Source organism: Rhizobium bangladeshense (genome assembly GCF_001662075.1).
Classification (GTDB): Bacteria; Pseudomonadota; Alphaproteobacteria; order Rhizobiales; family Rhizobiaceae; genus Rhizobium; species Rhizobium bangladeshense_B.
Genome location: NZ_LYPL01000006.1, coordinates 92,302 through 108,576, shown reverse-complemented (window position 1 = coordinate 108,576; position 16,275 = coordinate 92,302). Strand labels below are relative to the sequence as shown.

The following is a 16,275-nucleotide window of genomic DNA, read 5'->3' as shown; positions in this document are numbered from 1 at the left end:
GCTCCTCTGCGATCACACGATCGCAAACATCGCTTCGAATTCCGCTCTCAACTCCGCCTCATCGGCGCCATCCAACGCGGCGAAGCCTGCTTCCACAGCCTTGGCGCGGGCAAGCGACACGCCGGCAAGCGGTGGAACATTTGCCACGACATCCACCATCTCGTCCATCTTGCCATTGCAATGCAGCACGATATCGCATCCGCCTGCAATGATATTTGCCGCACGTTCGCCGATCGTGCCCGATAGAGCGTTCATCGAGCTATCGTCGGAAAGCAGCAGACCGCTAAAGCCGATATGCTCGCGGATGACGCCGTCGATCACCTTGCGCGAGGTCGTCGCCGGATTGTCCGGGTCGATGGCGGTAAAGACGACATGGCAGGTCATCGCCATCAGTTCGTCCTTCATCGCGACGAAGGGCGGGAAATCATGGGTTTCGAGCTCATCGCGCGAGACGGTGACGACAGGCAGCTCCAGATGGGAATCGGCAAAACCGCGGCCGTGGCCGGGCATATGCTTCATCACAGGCAGCAGGCCGCCGGCCTTCAGTCCTTCGGCAGCCGCCCGGCCCATGGCGATGACGGTCTCGGGATCGCCGCCATAGGCGCGGTCGCCGATGACGTTGCTGCTGCCTTCGACCGGCACGTCGAGCACCGGCAGGCAGTCGACATTGATGCCGAGCTTGGAGAGGTCGAAAGCATGCAGCCGCGACATCACCCAGGCGGCGCGCAGGCCGAGTGCTGTGTCGCGGCGATAAAGATCGCCAAGCGCCTGACCCGCGGGATAACGCGGCAGGACCGGCGGGCGGATGCGCTGGACGCGGCCGCCCTCCTGGTCGATCAGCACCGGCGCATGCCAGCCGACACTGTCGCGCAGTTCGGCGACGAGATCGACAATCTGCAAGGGTTCGGAGATGTTGCGCCCGAAGAGAATGAAGCCCCAGGGCTGTTCGCCCCGAAAGAAGGCCTTCTCTTCGGCTGTGAGGGCAAGGCCGCTGCAGCCAAGGATCATCGCTTTTGATTCGGTCATATAGGAATCATAGACCGACCCGGGCCAAATGCGAGCAAGCGCGGGCGCGATGCACAAAAAAGAGCGGCGAGCCGATCGGCCCGCCGCTCTCATAATTCCGTGACCTGATTTTACTTCGAGATCAGGCAGCTTCCGCCGGCTGCGCGATACTGTTCGCAAAGTGCTGCGGCCTCATCCTTAGAGCCGACCGGGATGCGAACACGATAGAAAGTACCCTTGCCGGCGATATCGGCCCTGCGGATCTCATGAGCGCGGCCACCCAGCACCCCGGCGAATTTCTTCGAGAGGTTGGCATAGGACTTGTTGGCCTCGTCCTCCGACGGCAGTGACGCGATTTGGAGGCCGTAGCCGCCGGCGGATGCGGCCTGCTGCGGCTGGGCGGCGGGCGCGGCAGAGGCGACCTGCGTCGGCTGCTGCGCGGGCGTGCGGACATTGCCCCTTTCGGTGACGGTGCCGACGACAGTGACGGGCTGATCGGCCGGGCGGGCAATCGGAACCGGGGCCGTATCGGCGATCGTCGTGGTCTTGACCGGCCGTACCGGCGCATCGGCCGAGGCGGGATTTGCCGTCTGCGCATCGGCAGTTACGGCAGGCGATCCTTGTGCCGGGGCGGGTTCGACCGGTGCTGTGGAACGCGCGTCGGCGGAAGCAACCTCGGCGCTTGCCGGGAAGCTTGCAGCCGTTCCGCTAACCGGCGGCACGGTTGGGGTCGACGGCGCGGACTGCGCCGTGACCGGCGGTTGGGCGGACGGCATCGGCTGGGTAGACGGCGTTTTCTGGGCAGACTGTACCGGCGGCTCCGGCTGATCGACGGGCGCAGCCTCCTCGCGGGCGACCAGGGTGCCGTCAGGCTTGACGATCATCGTGCGGACCTTGCGCGGCGAAACGGACGGCGTCTTGTCGGCGCCGCTTGCGGGCGTGTCCTCGGCGTTTGCCTGGTTCGGCAGCAGACGCGGATCTTCCGTCTCACCGACCGCGGTCGGCGTGACCTGAGCGTCGGCGCCGGCGTTCTCGTCGTCCTCGGGCAGCGCTTCCGGTGTCAGTGTGCGCTGGACGACATCGACGGGCGCCTCGTCGGACGACACGAGCGCCTTCTGTTTCGGCTCCTCGGCGGAACCTGCGACGCGGTCGTAAACGGCCTTGTCCTGGTTGGGCACGGTCTTGCCGCCGGGATTTTCCGGAACGACCTTGACCGGCTCCTTGTCCGCGGTGATCACACGGGGCTCGCCGGATGCGACAATGCCAAGTCCCTCGCCGTTCCAGACGGAGGAATAGACGCCATAACCGACGCCGGCGAAGACCACCAGCACGACAGCCCCGGCAAGCAGCCGGCGCATCGAGCGGGCGCGGCTGAAATCGGCGGCCTGGCTTGCTGATTCGATGTGGACCTCGGAGGTCTGGCGGCGCTCGACCGGCTCGCGCACGCTGCGGCGGAAATCCTCCTCCAGCGCCCGTTCGAAATCATCGAGGCCGTCGGCAATGGTCGGTTTGACCGGCTTGGCCGCGGCAGCGGTATCGCGGGGCGGCGCCGGCATTTCCCGCGGCTTGGCCGGTTCAAAGAAGCTCGCGATCTCTGCGTCGAGATCGAAATCGAAGTCCGCCGTTTTCGCCACCGGCGCGGGCTGCTCGACCGGCGGCAGCGCCGGCACGTGCATGTCGTCGACGGTCTCGGGACGTTCCTCCGGATCAGAGATCATCGCCGGATCGAAAGGCAGGTCTTCGGTCGATTCTGCGACGGGCACTTCTGGGGCGGGCGCTTCTGGGGCGGGTGTCCGGTTGAAAACAGGCGCAGGAGCTACGGCCGGCGGTTCGGCCGCGAAGACCGGTGCGGACAGCGTGGGTGCCGCCGGCTGCGGCTTCGGCTGCGGTGCAGGCTCGGATGCCTCGGAAAAATCGAGATCGGCAAGTTCCAGCTCGATGCCGGCAAGATCCAGTTCGAAATCGTGGCCCGCAAAAGGATCGTCAGCCTCGGGCGCGGGCTGCGGCGTCCGGGCATATGGCGTTGCGGCAGGCTGGGGGGCGGTGACCTCGGCAGGCTGAGGCGCAACCGGCTTTGCCACTTCGGCGACAGGGGCAGGAACGATTTCGACCTGAGCGGACAGGATCGGTGCAGCGGCGGCCGGCGCCGGCTGAACCGGTGCGGCGGCTGCGGGGGCCGCCTCGGCGGCGGGCTGCGGCGCGACAGGCGCCAGATTGGCGCGCTGCAATACCGGATGCGGCACCGGATAGCGCGAGACGTCGGCCAGCAGATCGTCGAGATCGAAAGTGCCGGCGGTGTGCGGAATTTCCGGTACGACTTCGGTCAGGGCGGCATCAACCTGGATCTCGCCTTCCACAGCGGCCGCGAGATCGAAACCGACGTCGGAGCTGAACTCCTCCGGACCTTCCTCGACGTCGACGAACTCTTCGGCGTCGGCAGTCTCTTGCGGCGCAATTGCCTCATCGTGGCGATCGAGCTCGGCGGGAAACCCAAATGACGGCGAAGCGGAGACGAATTCCTCGGCAGGCTCGACAGCGGCAACGGGCGCCGCCTGCTCGACCGCAGGCTGCGGCTCTACCGCCACAGGATCGGCAAGCGATGATTCAACCACCGGTTCGTCGGCTACTTCTGCCACCGGCGCGGCGACAGTTTCGGCCGCCGGCTCAACTACATCCGCCGGCGGAGCAACAGGCTCCTCGCGTTTCGGCGCGTGGAAATTGGCAAGCGGCAGCCGGATGCTGGCGGCCGACCATTGCGGGGCTTTGGCGGACTGCGGCACGGAAGAGACGGGCGCCGCACCGATCGACAATTCGAGCTCTTCGATCAGATCGCGGGCGCCACCGAAGGCGGCTTGGACGGGCGCCTCGGAAACGGGATCGATGGAAAGCTGCTGCCGGCCCGCCGGCCAGTCGGCAGCGGCAACGTCCCAATTTCTTGCTGCAGGCTGCGCTGCTTCTTCAGCGGCGGCAGGAGCAACGGAGACAGGCTCCGGGGCCTGCGGGCTTTCGACAGCAGGGGCGACATCGAGAACGGGCTCGACATAATCTTCGGGCTCAATGCCATCGGAAATCGGCTCGGCCGGATGGTCGAGCTCTGCGAGCGGACGCGGAGAGTCGTAACGGTCGAACTCGCGGCCGAGCTCGTCCTCAAGATTGAAGGCGGGCTCGCGCCGTGCGGCTTCGCTCACCGTATTCGCTGCAACACGCGGTTCGAAGCCGACGATGCGAGCAAGCTCGGCCAACGGGTCGTCGTCAGCAAACAGATCGTCTTTTCCGCGCGTATCATACGCAAGTTGTTTCTCAGCCATGCCTATCCCACTCGCAAACGCCAACGCTCAAATGCCAGCGCATTGTGGGGAAATGGTGACGTTATCGCATTTCGTCAGGTGCGGCAGTGCCTGTAATGGCAAGTCCCGACTTCAAAACCGACGCGACGGCGTACACCAGCCCAAGTCTGGCAATACTTGATTCTCGGTTTTTATCATTAACAAATCGTAATTCCGTCTGATCTTTACCTTTGTTCCAATGCGCGTGGAAGGAACTGGCGAGGTCGTAGAGGTAAAAAGCGATGCGATGCGGCTCCTGCGACTGAGCCGCTGCTTCGACGATACGCGGGAATTCGGCAAGCTTGGCGACGAGCTGCAATTCGGCCGGATCGCCAATGCCAGCAACGGCTTTCGCAAGATCGTCAGACGAAAGATCGAGGCCGGGGAAAGCCTCCCTCGCCTGCCGGAAGACCGACATGCAGCGGGCGTGCGCATACTGCACGTAAAAAACCGGATTGTCCTTCGATTGCTCCGTCACTTTGGCGAAATCGAAGTCCAGCGGTTCGGAATTCTTGCGGTAAAGCATCATGAAGCGGACCGAATCACGGCCGACTTCCTCGACGACGTCCCGAAGCGTGACAAAATCGCCAGAGCGTTTCGACATCTTCACCGGCTCGCCGTTGCGATAGAGCTTGACCAGTTGGCAGAGCAGCACCGTCAGCTTCGCCTTACCGTCCGAAACGCCACGCGCAACCGCTTCCAGGCGCTTGACGTAACCGCCGTGGTCGGCGCCGAGCACATAGATCATCTCGTCGAAACCGCGGTCGAACTTGTTCTTGAAGTAGGCGACATCAGCGGCGAAATAGGTGTAGGAGCCGTCCGACTTGATCAGTGGCCGGTCCATGTCGTCGCCCACCTCGGTCGAGCGGAACAGCGTCTGTTCGCGATCTTCCCAATCCTCAGGCAACTGGCCCTTCGGCGGCGGCAACGTGCCCTTGTAGACGTAACCCTTGAAGGTCAGGTCGTTGATCGCCGTGCGGATCGCGGCCGCACCATTGGCATGCAAGGTGCGTTCCGAGAAGAAGATATCGTGATGGACGTTCAGCGCCGCCAGATCTTCCCGGATCATCACCATCATCGCGCTGATGGTGCGATCCTTGACGATCGGCATCCATTGCTCTTCCGGCATGTTGTGCAGCCGCACGCCGTAATCGGCGGCAAGCGACTGGCCGACGGGGACGAGATAATCGCCGGGATAGAGACCGGATGGGATTTCGCCGATCCGTTCCCCGAGCGCTTCGCGATAACGCAGGAAGACCGAGCGGGCGAGCACGTCGATCTGCGAGCCGGCGTCGTTGATGTAATATTCCTTCTCGACGCCGTAACCGGCAAAAGCGAGCAGGTTGGCGAGCGCGTCGCCGACAACGGCGCCGCGGCAATGACCGACATGCATCGGGCCGGTCGGATTGGCCGAGACATATTCGACATTGACCTTGCATCCTGCACCGAGGGTCGAGCGGCCGTAGTCGATGCCGGAGGCGATCATCGAGGCGAGCAGCCGTTGCCAGTAGCCGACGGCGAGACGGATGTTGATGAAGCCGGGACCTGCGACCGAGACATCGGCAACGTCGGCATCCTCTTTGAGCTTGGCGATGATGATGTCGGCAAGCGCGCGAGGATTGGACCCGAGCGGCTTTGCCAGCACCATCGCGGCGTTGGTCGCAACATCGCCATGGCTCGCATCACGCGGCGGCTCGACGGTGATACGGCCGAAATCGAGCTCGGATCGCTTTTCCCTGACCAGATCGATCTGTTCAAGGGCGGTTTTGATCCTGGCTTCGAAGTCGGTAAAAAGGTTCATCGCACTCTTCCATGCATAGGCTGTGCCAAAGGCGCAAATCGGCCTTCGGCGGGCGACCGCTGCCTATCGCAAATCCGGAGTGTGGTCAAACAATCGCCTGTGGGCACTGATTGCATATGTGTCGGTCATGCCGGCCAGATAGTCGCCGACATGGCGAGCCTTCGGCGCATCGGCGAGGCCGGCGATATGATCGACCCAATAATGGCTTTGCATCTCCTTGGGGCTGGCCATGTAGGCGCCGAAAAGATCGGTGACGATCTGGGCAGCGCCGGCGCGGATACGCATGATATCGGGATTGCGGTAGATGCGTTTGAAGAGCATCGCCTTGATTTGCCTGTCGGTTTCGGCCATCGCGTCGGAGAAGGTCGCGATAACCCGGTCGGCAGCGCGAATGTCGGCTGCGCTCTCGGGGCGAAGAACTGAAAGACGCTGCTGCGCGACACCGATCACGTCTTCGACCATACGGGTGATCTGCCGGCGCATGATCTCGTGAGTGAAGCGGCTCGGCTCCAGATGCGGATACCGCGCCCTCACCTCGGCCATCAGCCCGGCCAGAAACGGGATTTCCTCCAGCATGTCGAACGTCAGGTAGCCGGAGCGCAGGCCGTCATCGATATCGTGGGTATTATAGGCGATATCGTCGGCAATCGCCGCGACCTGGGCCTCAAGGCTGGCGTAGGTTGCAAGCTCGAGATCGTGCAGTTCGCAATAATCGAGGATCGGCTGCGGAACCGGGCCGCGAGTGCCGACACCATCCGGCGTCAGCAGCGGACCATTGTGCTTGACGAGGCCTTCAAGACTTTCCCACGTCAGGTTGATGCCGTCGAATTCGGCATAACGCCGTTCCAGCTTGGTCACGATGCGCAGCGATTGGGCATTGTGGTCGAAGCCGCCATAGGGCAGCAGCACCTCGTGCAATGCGTCCTCGCCGGTATGGCCGAACGGCGTGTGGCCGAAGTCGTGCACGAGCGCCACGCCCTCGGCCAGATCCTCGTCGAGTTTCAGGGCGCGGGCGAGCGCGCGGGCGATCTGCGCCACCTCGATCGTATGCGTCAGCCGGGTGCGGTAGTGATCGCCATCCTGGGCGATGAAGACCTGGGTCTTGTGCTTCAGCCGGCGGAAGGCCGTCGTGTGGACGATGCGGTCGCGGTCGCGCTGAAAATCGGATCGCGTCGGACTTTCATCCTCCTGGTAGAGACGCCCGCGCGTCGTCCAGGGGTCCGCCGCATAGACCGCCCTTTCGCTGTTGCCGAAACCCAAAGCCCGCCTGTCAACCGTCATACTTCACCGTCATTCTGCCCGTTGCCGCATCTGCCCATTGACGCCGCTCTGCCCTGTTCATACCTATAGCCCGACGAAACGGCAAAGAGGCGCCCGCCGACCGTTTCGCACATCATGGCCTTTTTGCGAAGCTCATGGTAAGTTCTTTTGATATCAGGCATTTGAACATTTCAGTGCCAAAACCCATTCTCTCCGGATCTTGACCCCGGCAGGAGGAAACATGACGGATACGAGTGTAACCCTTTCAGATGCCGCGGCAAAGCGCATCGCTGCGATCATCGGCGCGGAGGCCGGCAAGAGCGCGCTCCGCGTTTCGGTCGAAGGCGGCGGCTGTTCGGGCTTTTCCTATAAGTTCGACCTTGCCGACAGCGTGGCCGACGACGACGTCGTCGTCGAAAAGAACGACGCGAAAGTGCTGATCGACAGCCTGTCGCTCGTCTACATGGCGGGCTCGGAGATCGACTTCGTCGATAATCTGCTTGGTCAATCCTTCCAGATCAAGAACCCGAATGCGGTGGCAAGCTGCGGCTGCGGCACCAGCTTCTCGATCTGACCATCCAGAAACATTTCGCTGTGCGAACGAACCGGCCGAAGAAGCGCTTCCGGCCGGTTTATCGTCTTGTCCTGTTGTGAAAGACCGCGATAAAAGAAGCGCACGCAGAGAAACAGGACGAAGAGATGAAGATCGCGACTTGGAACATCAACGGCGTCAAGGCGCGCATCGACAATCTGACGCAATGGCTCAAGGATTCCGATCCCGATATCGTCTGCCTGCAGGAGATCAAGACGATCGACGAAGGTTTTCCCAGGCTGGAGATCGAGGCGCTCGGCTATCACGTCGAGACGCACGGCCAGAAAGGCTTCAATGGTGTGGCGATCCTCTCCAAGACTTCGCCTTCCGAAGTCAACCGCGGCCTGCCCGGTGATGCGCTGGACGAACAGTCCCGTTTCCTCGAGGCGGTGTTCACGCTGCCGGACACGCGCATTCTACGCGTCTGCTGCATCTATCTGCCGAACGGCAATCCGGTCGAAACCGAGAAATATCCCTACAAGCTCGCCTGGATGGAGCGTCTGCGGATTTTTGCGGCCGAGCGCCTCGCCTATGAGGAAATTCTGGTGCTCGCCGGCGATTACAACGTCATTCCCGAGCCGCACGACTGCTTCGACCCAAAGGTCTGGGAAAACGATGCGCTGTTTCTGCCGCAGACGCGGGAGGCATTCCGCAGGCTCGAAAACCTCGGGCTGACCGATGCGGTGCGCGCGACGACGGATGCAACGCAGCTCTATTCTTTCTGGGACTATCAGGCGGGTGCGTGGCCGAAGAACAACGGCATCCGCATCGACCACCTGCTGCTATCGCCGGAGGCTGCCGATCGAATGACGTCGGCGGCGATCGAAAAACATGTGCGGGCCTGGGAAAAGCCATCCGACCACGTGCCTGTCGTTGCCCATTTCGATTTTGCGGCCTGATATTCGCAGCCCATAGCACTGCTCATTGCAAACGCGCGACCGGGCGCTGCATATGGCAGGCTTCAGTCGTCGGAGCCGCTCGCGATGGCATGGGACAGCGATACCGCCGTGCGGCGGTCGGCCTCGTTCGCAACCGAGAAGGCCTGCTCCTGCAGCGCTTCCATCCAGCCGCAGTCTTTGGGCTTGCAGCGGTCGAGAGCGGCGGTCATCAGCGCCAGACCGCGCGCCGTCTGGCCTTCATCGAAGAGAATATTTCCGAAAACCGCCATGGCGCCGGGATGGCCACTCTTGCGCGCCTGGTTCAACCATTTCTTCGCCTGCTGCGGGCTGGCCTTGCCGCCCTCGCCGGCCAGCATCATCTGCGCCAGCTGGAACTGCGCCTCGGGAACGCCAAAGGTGGAGGCCACCTGGAAATAAAGCTGGCGGGCCTGGGTGAGATCAATCTTGACCGGGCTGCCCGATATGCCGTGCTTGTAGTAATTGGCGAGCGAGAGAAGCGCGTTGACGAAGAAGCCGGTGTCTTCCGAGCCGGGTTCGACACCCTGCTGGGCAATCTCACTGTAGATCTTGAAGGCTTCGAAATCATCCTGGGTCACGCCGTCGCCGTCGGCATACATATTGGCGAGCGCCCAGCGCGAACCGGTATGGCCTTTTTCGGCGGCGTATTTGTAAGCTTCGACCGCCTCCTCCTTCTTTCCGTTTTTATAGGCCTTGAAGCCGAACTTGAAGAGGTCGAAGGGACCGGATTCCTTGCTGACGTCGCTTTTGATGTCGAAAGCGCGAACCGGGCCGGACATTGCCAACGCGATTCCTAAACCCATCAGCATGAATTTGAACAATTTGAACTCGGACGTTACCATTTCAACCGATTTCTTTCGTTCATCGCAGGCAGCCGGCGCCGGCGCCGGGCAGACCGTGGATGTATTCATTCGAGGCGAGCGATCCCGCGGCGAGCTCCATGGCTCCTTTGCCCGCGTCGCATCCAGCCCATTGGCCTTTTCCCGGCCGAATTTTCGGCATGTCATCTAGAACCACCCGGCTCCCGGCATGGCCCGACTGCAATCTGCCTGGCATTCCTTTGGCAGGCGCGGCATCCGCCTTCCTGCCCTTATTGCTTTCGTAAACAGCAAATGTGACGAAACCAGTATCGGCTTCTCCGCCAAAGCAGCGCCGCTCAGGCGCGCGGGTCGAAAAAACCGGCATTGGATGAATCGACAACTTCATTGCAAGGTCTGATCTGCGGCCGGAACAGCCTTGTTCAAAAAGCGAAACAGCCGCAATCGAACGATTGTCGCCAATCGCGTCGCATGATCTGTTGTTGCCGGAAAAAAATCGACCCATGCTACTCTTTACACGCACCTTCAGTCTGCCGTCTCGTCGCCTGCCAATAGCGCTGCGCCCTCTTTGTGGCGGGAAATAGACAAAATCGCCCCGCCGCCACCATATGCCAACCGTCGTGAAAAAGTGTTGCTGAATCGTCACAAATTCGGCGCGGGAATAGTATGAATAAGTATGATTAACGGGCGCAAAAATAGAAGAGCCCGACAGGGCCGGGCTTTCAATTCTTCAAATCGGAGTATTAGAACTTAACCTTTAGGCTCGTCGACAGTGCAGTGACCAGATCGTTGCCAAAGGAATAGGAGACCTTATCTCCATAGGTGACGCCGTCCTGGGTCAGAACGCCGGACGAACCGCTCGTCAACAGACCCACGGCGCCGGCGATGCGCCATTCGATATGTTCGGTCGGCGTGTAGGCTGCACCGACACCCAGCGTCCAGCTGTCTGTCTGCGCACCGTAGCCATGGCTGGTGCCGCGGTCCCAGGTCAGGCTGACCGCACCGGCCCATTGATCCGTGAACTTGTGGCCGACACCACCGGAGATCGTCCAGCCATCACGATAAAGAAGGTCGAGCGAGGTCAGACCACCCGCGGGGCACGACAGGCCGTTGGTCGGGCAGAATGCTACCGACTGCAGGACGCTCCAATTCGTCCATTTAACCGATCCGAATGCAAGCCAATCCGGAGCTATACCGGTCTGAACCTTCAGCTCCAGAGAGTCCGGAGCCTCTGCGGAACCAGACACGGGCGTGATTAGGCCGCCATATATCGGCACAACCGGAACCTGACGCAGATCAACAGTTCCGGTCAAGTCGTCGTACTTGACGCGGCTGTTATAAACCAGGCTCGCACGCATAGCATATTCCGGGATCTCGTAAGCAAGACCAGCGCGCCAGCCCCAGCCGCTGTCTTCGAGGTCAAGGCGACCGACGCCGGTGCCGGTGCCGAGCAGAAGCGGAAGCGTTGAAACCAGACGTTCCTTGAAGCCCTCGACTTCCTGATAGAAGGCGCCGCCGATAAAGCGAAGCTGCCCGGGACCGACGTCAAAACGATAGGAGCAAGTGCCGCCATAGTTGCGGGTCTTGATTTCCGTTTCGATGTTGTCGTTGGCGCCAGCCCAGTTCAAACCCGGATCGGAATGGCCGCCAAAGGGTTCGGAATAATCGACAAGGCAGTCGATTGCGTCGCCGAAACCAGCCTTAAAGCCAATATAGGGGATAGTGTAATTCGAGGTCTCGTCGGCACTGTTCGGGCGGCTGTTTAGATTGCCACCGCCCGTAAATATCGACGTATTCGTGTCGCGGACGTCCTTCAGCTTGCGCTGCGGGGTGACGTAGGTAACGCCCGACTGGAACGAAAAAGGCGACGTATCAAACAGTTGATCAATATTGTAGCCGCCGCGTTCCAAGCCGCCGGCGAAGGCCGGCGATGCAAGCGACGAAAGAAGAACGAGCGACGTTACGCCCTTGGAAAACCTACGCGATGCCATTGTGTCTCCCCCACTCCAGCAATTGATGTGACGCCACTCTAGTAAGTGTTCGCCTGACATGGCAACGCAGCCCACGGCAGCGCTCCCGAGCATTGCAGTGGCCAACTTACGTAAAGAAATTGACGGACACGTCAAAAAAACTGGTTAATAAAATTTTATTCCGAAACCATTGGGTTTCAGCCTGGCTTTTGGGTTTTCATTCCAAACATTGCGGAAGCTGTATCAATCCGACAACAGTGGCAGTTTTCGCCCGCAGGATGCCTGTAGGGCCACAATCCACAGGCTGAGCGCCTGAAATCAACCCCTTTCAAGGCCGAATCACGAGGCGCCCGGAACGACAAAAGACGCGCCCGAGGCCGGGCGCGTCTTTGAAATAACTTACCAAAATGGGCGAAGAAACTTATCCGGCTTCGCTCACCCTGGAAAGGGCGATCTTCAGGCTCGCCATCTGCCCCTTCAGTTCCTCTAAACGCTCGCGCTCGGCCTCGACCACTTCGGGATTGGCGTTGGCGACGAACTTCTCGTTGGAGAGCTTGCCGTCGATGCGCGACATTTCGCCTTCCATTTTCGCAATCGCCTTTTCGAGACGCGCCTTTTCGGCGGAGAGGTCGATCAGATTGCCGAGCGGCAGGCAGACGGTGGCCTCGGCGACGACGATCTGGGCTGCTCCCTTCGGCGCATCGTCAGCCAGCGATATCGCCTCGACACGCGCGAGCCGCTTGATGGCGGCGTCGTGGCGGAACAGCCGTTCGCGCGTCAGGTTGTTGGCCTTGACGACGACGAGCGGCGCTGTCGCCGACGGCGGCACGTTCATTTCGGCGCGCACGGAACGGATGCCGGAGACGAGGTCGATCAGCCAGTTGATCTCGTCGGCAGCCGCGTCGTCGGCGTAAGACGGCGACGGCCATTCGGCATGGCAGACCAGCGTGTCGCGCTCTTTGCCTTCACCTGCCGTATGCGCCCAGAGCTCTTCTGTCATGAAGGGCATGAAGGGGTGCAGCAGCTTGTAGATCTCTTCAAGAACATAGGCGCTGCAGGCCTGGGCTTCGCCCTTGGCGCCCGCATCCTGACCGTTGAAGACCGGCTTCAGCAGCTCGAGATACCAGTCGCAGACCTCGTTCCAGACGAAGCGGTAGAGCGCGCCGGCGGCATCGTTGAAGCGGAAGGCCTCGAGCGCTTCCGTAACGTCACGTTCCGTACGGGCAAGTTCCGTCAGGATCCAACGATTGATGGTGAGTTCGGCCGCCTCCGGCACGAAATGCGGATCGCTCTTTGCACCGTTCATCTCGGCAAAACGCGTGGCGTTCCAGAGCTTGGTGCCGAAATTGCGGTAGCCGGCGATGCGGGCCGGATCGAGCTTCACGTCGCGGCCCTGTGCGGCCATGATCGCCAGGGTGAAGCGCAGCGCATCGGCACCGTATTGGTCGATCAGTTCCAAGGGGTCGATGACGTTGCCTTTAGACTTCGACATCTTCTGCCCGTTCTTGTCGCGCACCAGCGCGTGGACATAGACGGTATTGAAGGGCTCAACGGGGTTTCCGTCCTCATCCTTCATGAAGTGCAGGCCCATCATCATCATGCGGGCGACCCAGAAGAAGATGATGTCGAAGCCAGTGACGAGAACGTTGGTCGGATAATAACGGGCGAGTTCCGGCGTTTCGTCCGGCCAGCCGAGTGTCGAGAAGGGCCAGAGAGCGGAGGAGAACCACGTGTCGAGCACGTCCTCGTCCCGCGTCAGGATCTCGCCCGGCTTGAAGTTTTCGAGGAGGTCCTCGACATAGGCCTTCATCGGCCCCTCATGTGAAAGGTAATGCTGGATCGCCGCCTGCAACGCCTCTTCCTCCGTCTTTTCGACGAAGACCTGGCCGTCCGGGCCGTACCATGCGGGGATCTGGTGACCCCACCAGAGCTGACGGGAAACGCACCAGGGCTGGATGTTTTCCATCCATTCGTAATAGGTCTTGTCCCAGCTCTTCGGCACCATTCGGGTGCGGCCTTCGCGAACCGAAGCGATCGCCGGTTCGGCGAGCGTCTTGGCATCGACATACCATTGCTCGGTCAGCCGCGGCTCGATCGGCACGCCGCCGCGATCGCCGTGCGGGACCATGTGCTTGTGCGGCTCGATCTTTTCCACGAGACCGGCCTCTTCGAAAATCTCGACGATGACCTTGCGCGCAAAGAAGCGATCCTGCCCTTCCAGGCGATCCCAGGCGCCGTGCAGCGCCGCCGGATTATCGAGACCTTCGAGGAAATCCTCATTGTCCTTGATGGTGATCGTGCCGTCGCCATTCATGATATTGATGATGCGAAGGCCTGCGCGCTTGCCAACGTCGAAGTCGTTGAAATCATGCGCAGGCGTGATCTTCACCGCGCCGCTGCCAGCGGCCGGATCGGCATAGTCGTCGGCAACGATCGGAATCCTGCGGCCGACGATCGGCAGAATGACATGCTTGCCGACAATGCCCTGGTAGCGTTCGTCTTCCGGATTGACGGCAACACCGGTATCGCCAAGCATTGTCTCGGGCCGTGTTGTTGCGACAACCACATAATCGCGCGTCTCGAATTCGGTCGGTTTGCCTTCCTCATCGAAAGCGATCGGGTACTGGTAGGTGACGCCCTTTTCCAGCGGATAGCGCAGGTGCCAAAGATTGCCCTTGACCTCGTGCTGTTCGACTTCGATATCGGAAATCGCCGTCAGCAGCTTCGGATCCCAATTGACCAGGCGCTTGTCGCGGTAAATCAGGCCTTCTTTGTAGAGCGTGACGAAGACCTCGAGAACGGCCTTCGACAGGCCTTCGTCCATGGTGAAGCGTTCGCGCGACCAGTCGCATGAGGCACCCAGGCGCTTCAGCTGATTGAAGATCAGGCCGCCCGATTCAGCCTTCCACTCCCAGACCTTGTCGATGAAGGCGTCGCGGCCCATGTCGCGGCGGCCCGGCAGTTGCTGTTCCATCAGCTTGCGCTCGACGACCATCTGCGTGGCGATGCCGGCGTGATCCATGCCCGGCTGCCAGAGCACGTTCTTGCCGCGCATGCGCTCGAAACGCACCAGGATGTCCTGCAGCGTGTTGTTGAGCGCATGGCCCATATGCAGCGAACCGGTGACATTCGGCGGCGGGATGACGATGGTGAAGGTCTCGGCCCCGGGCTTGGCGTTGGTGCCGGCGCGGAAGGCGTCCTCTTCATCCCATTTCGCTGCGATTTTTGGTTCGACGGCGGCGGAATCATAGGTCTTGTCGAGCATTTTCTGACCAGTTTTCGAGGTTCGAGGGTGGCGTTTGTAAATAGGATGGCCACGGCCAAGTCAATAAAAAAGCCGCCCCGGAGACCGGAGCGGCTTTTCCAAGAAAAAGCAATCCGATCAGCGGCGCGGGCCGCGCGCCACGCGCTCGATTTCCTCGCGCACCAACCGCTCTACCAGCGTCGGCAGATTATCATCGAGCCATTCGCGCAGCATCGGGCGCAGCATGTCCTCTGCGATTTCATCCAGCGAACGGCGCTCCGCGCCGTCGATCGCCGCAGCAAGCTCCTCGAAGGAACGGCTGATCTGCAGACCGGCATCTTCGGAGAGAAGCGTCGGCTGGACCTCATCGACAACGCTCGGCAGGAAGCGCTCGGTCGACGGACCGGCGGGCTCCAAGGCAGGCAGCGCCGTTTCGACGACCGCGGCCGGCTCGGCGACGGCGACCCGTGGCGTTTCGACAGGAGCCGGCTCGGCCGGCTGCTGAACGCCATGCGGCGGAACGGGTGCGGCAGCGGCCGGGGAAACAGGCTGGACCGGCTGCGGCTGCGGCGCCGTAGCGCGCGACGGTTCCGGCGTCACGGCCGGCTGCGGTTCGGGCTGACGGAAGCCGCTCGGAATTTCCCGTAGGGCCTGACCGGCCTGCACGGCGCTGCGCTCTGAGGCGGCGCGCACGCGGGCGGCGACATCGGCAAGCGACAACGCGCGGGCCGGCGCTTCCGTCTCGGGGGCGGTCCCGGCCGAATTGGCGGCGACGAAACGCGGGTCGGAAGAGCGCATGATCGGTTCGGGAAACTCGACGCCGGCATAGGTGTCATCCACGGTCAGATGGATCTCGGAGCCGTTCACGTCCTCGTCGGAGCCGTAAACCGGCGGCAGGGATGCGGAAATCGCCTTTCCGGCGCCGGGTTCATTGCTTTCGATGATCTGGCGGATGGAGGCCAGAATTTCTTCCATGGACGGTTCACGCGCTACACTTGGCTGAGCCATATCTATCCCCGTTATCCCAAAACAACGACCGGATGGTGTGGAGCGTTCATCCGAATCACCACGACCTTAGAATACCCCAGACGTGAAAAAAATCATCGCGAATCAAATGAATGCGGCCATGCACAGTTTTGTTACCGAATGATTGCCGCCGGCATTTCGCGGCTAAGGCGTCAGGATAAATGATGTTTGTGAAGGGTTTCCGGCAGCGCGAACGAATCCGCCCGGAAATCCGAAGCGATCTTGCGGGCGGATGCGCCGATTCAAGCTGTCACGGCGTCCTTTGCACGCCTGAAAAGACACGCGGCGCGCAATAAAAACGGGCGCCATCGGCGCC

The 16,275-nt window shown here is 61.5% G+C and carries 11 protein-coding genes; 2 read left to right on the top strand and 9 right to left on the bottom strand.

Features of this window, described 5'->3' with window-relative positions:
* Positions 1-12: 12 nt before the first annotated feature.
* The 4 genes from nagZ to A7X77_RS14000 all read right to left on the bottom strand — a co-directional run bounded on the left by nagZ (position 13) and on the right by A7X77_RS14000 (position 7,413).
* Positions 13-1,026: a beta-N-acetylhexosaminidase gene (nagZ, locus tag A7X77_RS14015; RefSeq protein ID WP_064683739.1), complete on the bottom strand. Its 1,014-nt coding sequence runs from the start codon at positions 1,024-1,026 to the stop codon at positions 13-15.
* Between the two features lie 110 nt (positions 1,027-1,136).
* Positions 1,137-4,313, bottom strand: coding sequence for an SPOR domain-containing protein (locus A7X77_RS14010; RefSeq protein ID WP_064683505.1), 3,177 nt, complete (start codon positions 4,311-4,313; stop codon positions 1,137-1,139).
* Positions 4,314-4,374: 61 nt separating this feature from the next.
* On the bottom strand, positions 4,375-6,132 hold the full coding sequence (argS, locus tag A7X77_RS14005) for an arginine--tRNA ligase (RefSeq protein ID WP_064683504.1): 1,758 nt from the start codon (positions 6,130-6,132) through the stop codon (positions 4,375-4,377).
* A gap of 63 nt (positions 6,133-6,195) precedes the next feature.
* Positions 6,196-7,413 (bottom strand): deoxyguanosinetriphosphate triphosphohydrolase, encoded by a 1,218-nt coding sequence (locus A7X77_RS14000; protein WP_064683503.1) that lies wholly within the window; start codon positions 7,411-7,413, stop codon positions 6,196-6,198.
* Positions 7,414-7,633: 220 nt separating this feature from the next.
* Between A7X77_RS14000 and erpA the strand changes: the two genes are divergently transcribed.
* Together erpA and xth are read left to right on the top strand one after the other, a co-directional pair.
* On the top strand, positions 7,634-7,966 hold the full coding sequence (gene erpA / locus A7X77_RS13995; RefSeq protein WP_064683502.1) for an iron-sulfur cluster insertion protein ErpA: 333 nt from the start codon (positions 7,634-7,636) through the stop codon (positions 7,964-7,966).
* Between the two features lie 125 nt (positions 7,967-8,091).
* Positions 8,092-8,883, top strand: coding sequence for an exodeoxyribonuclease III (xth, locus tag A7X77_RS13990; protein ID WP_064683501.1), 792 nt, complete (start codon positions 8,092-8,094; stop codon positions 8,881-8,883).
* A gap of 62 nt (positions 8,884-8,945) precedes the next feature.
* Here xth and exoR read toward each other — a convergent pair whose 3' ends face one another.
* The 5 genes from exoR to A7X77_RS13965 all read right to left on the bottom strand — a co-directional run bounded on the left by exoR (position 8,946) and on the right by A7X77_RS13965 (position 15,941).
* Positions 8,946-9,743, bottom strand: a complete 798-nt coding sequence (gene exoR / locus A7X77_RS13985; RefSeq protein ID WP_064683500.1) for an exopolysaccharide production regulator ExoR — start codon at positions 9,741-9,743, stop codon at positions 8,946-8,948.
* 19 nt (positions 9,744-9,762) lie between these two features.
* The gene (locus A7X77_RS13980; RefSeq protein ID WP_064683499.1) at positions 9,763-10,224 is read right to left on the bottom strand and encodes a hypothetical protein; all 462 of its coding nucleotides are present in this window, start codon (positions 10,222-10,224) and stop codon (positions 9,763-9,765) included.
* Between the two features lie 238 nt (positions 10,225-10,462).
* Entirely contained in the window at positions 10,463-11,710 is a 1,248-nt protein-coding gene (locus A7X77_RS13975) for an OmpP1/FadL family transporter (RefSeq protein WP_064683498.1), read from the bottom strand.
* A 400-nt stretch (positions 11,711-12,110) separates the two neighbouring features.
* The gene (locus A7X77_RS13970; RefSeq protein WP_064683497.1) at positions 12,111-14,954 is read right to left on the bottom strand and encodes a valine--tRNA ligase; all 2,844 of its coding nucleotides are present in this window, start codon (positions 14,952-14,954) and stop codon (positions 12,111-12,113) included.
* 117 nt (positions 14,955-15,071) lie between these two features.
* Positions 15,072-15,941, bottom strand: coding sequence for a PopZ family protein (locus A7X77_RS13965; protein WP_064683496.1), 870 nt, complete (start codon positions 15,939-15,941; stop codon positions 15,072-15,074).
* Positions 15,942-16,275 lie beyond the last annotated feature (334 nt).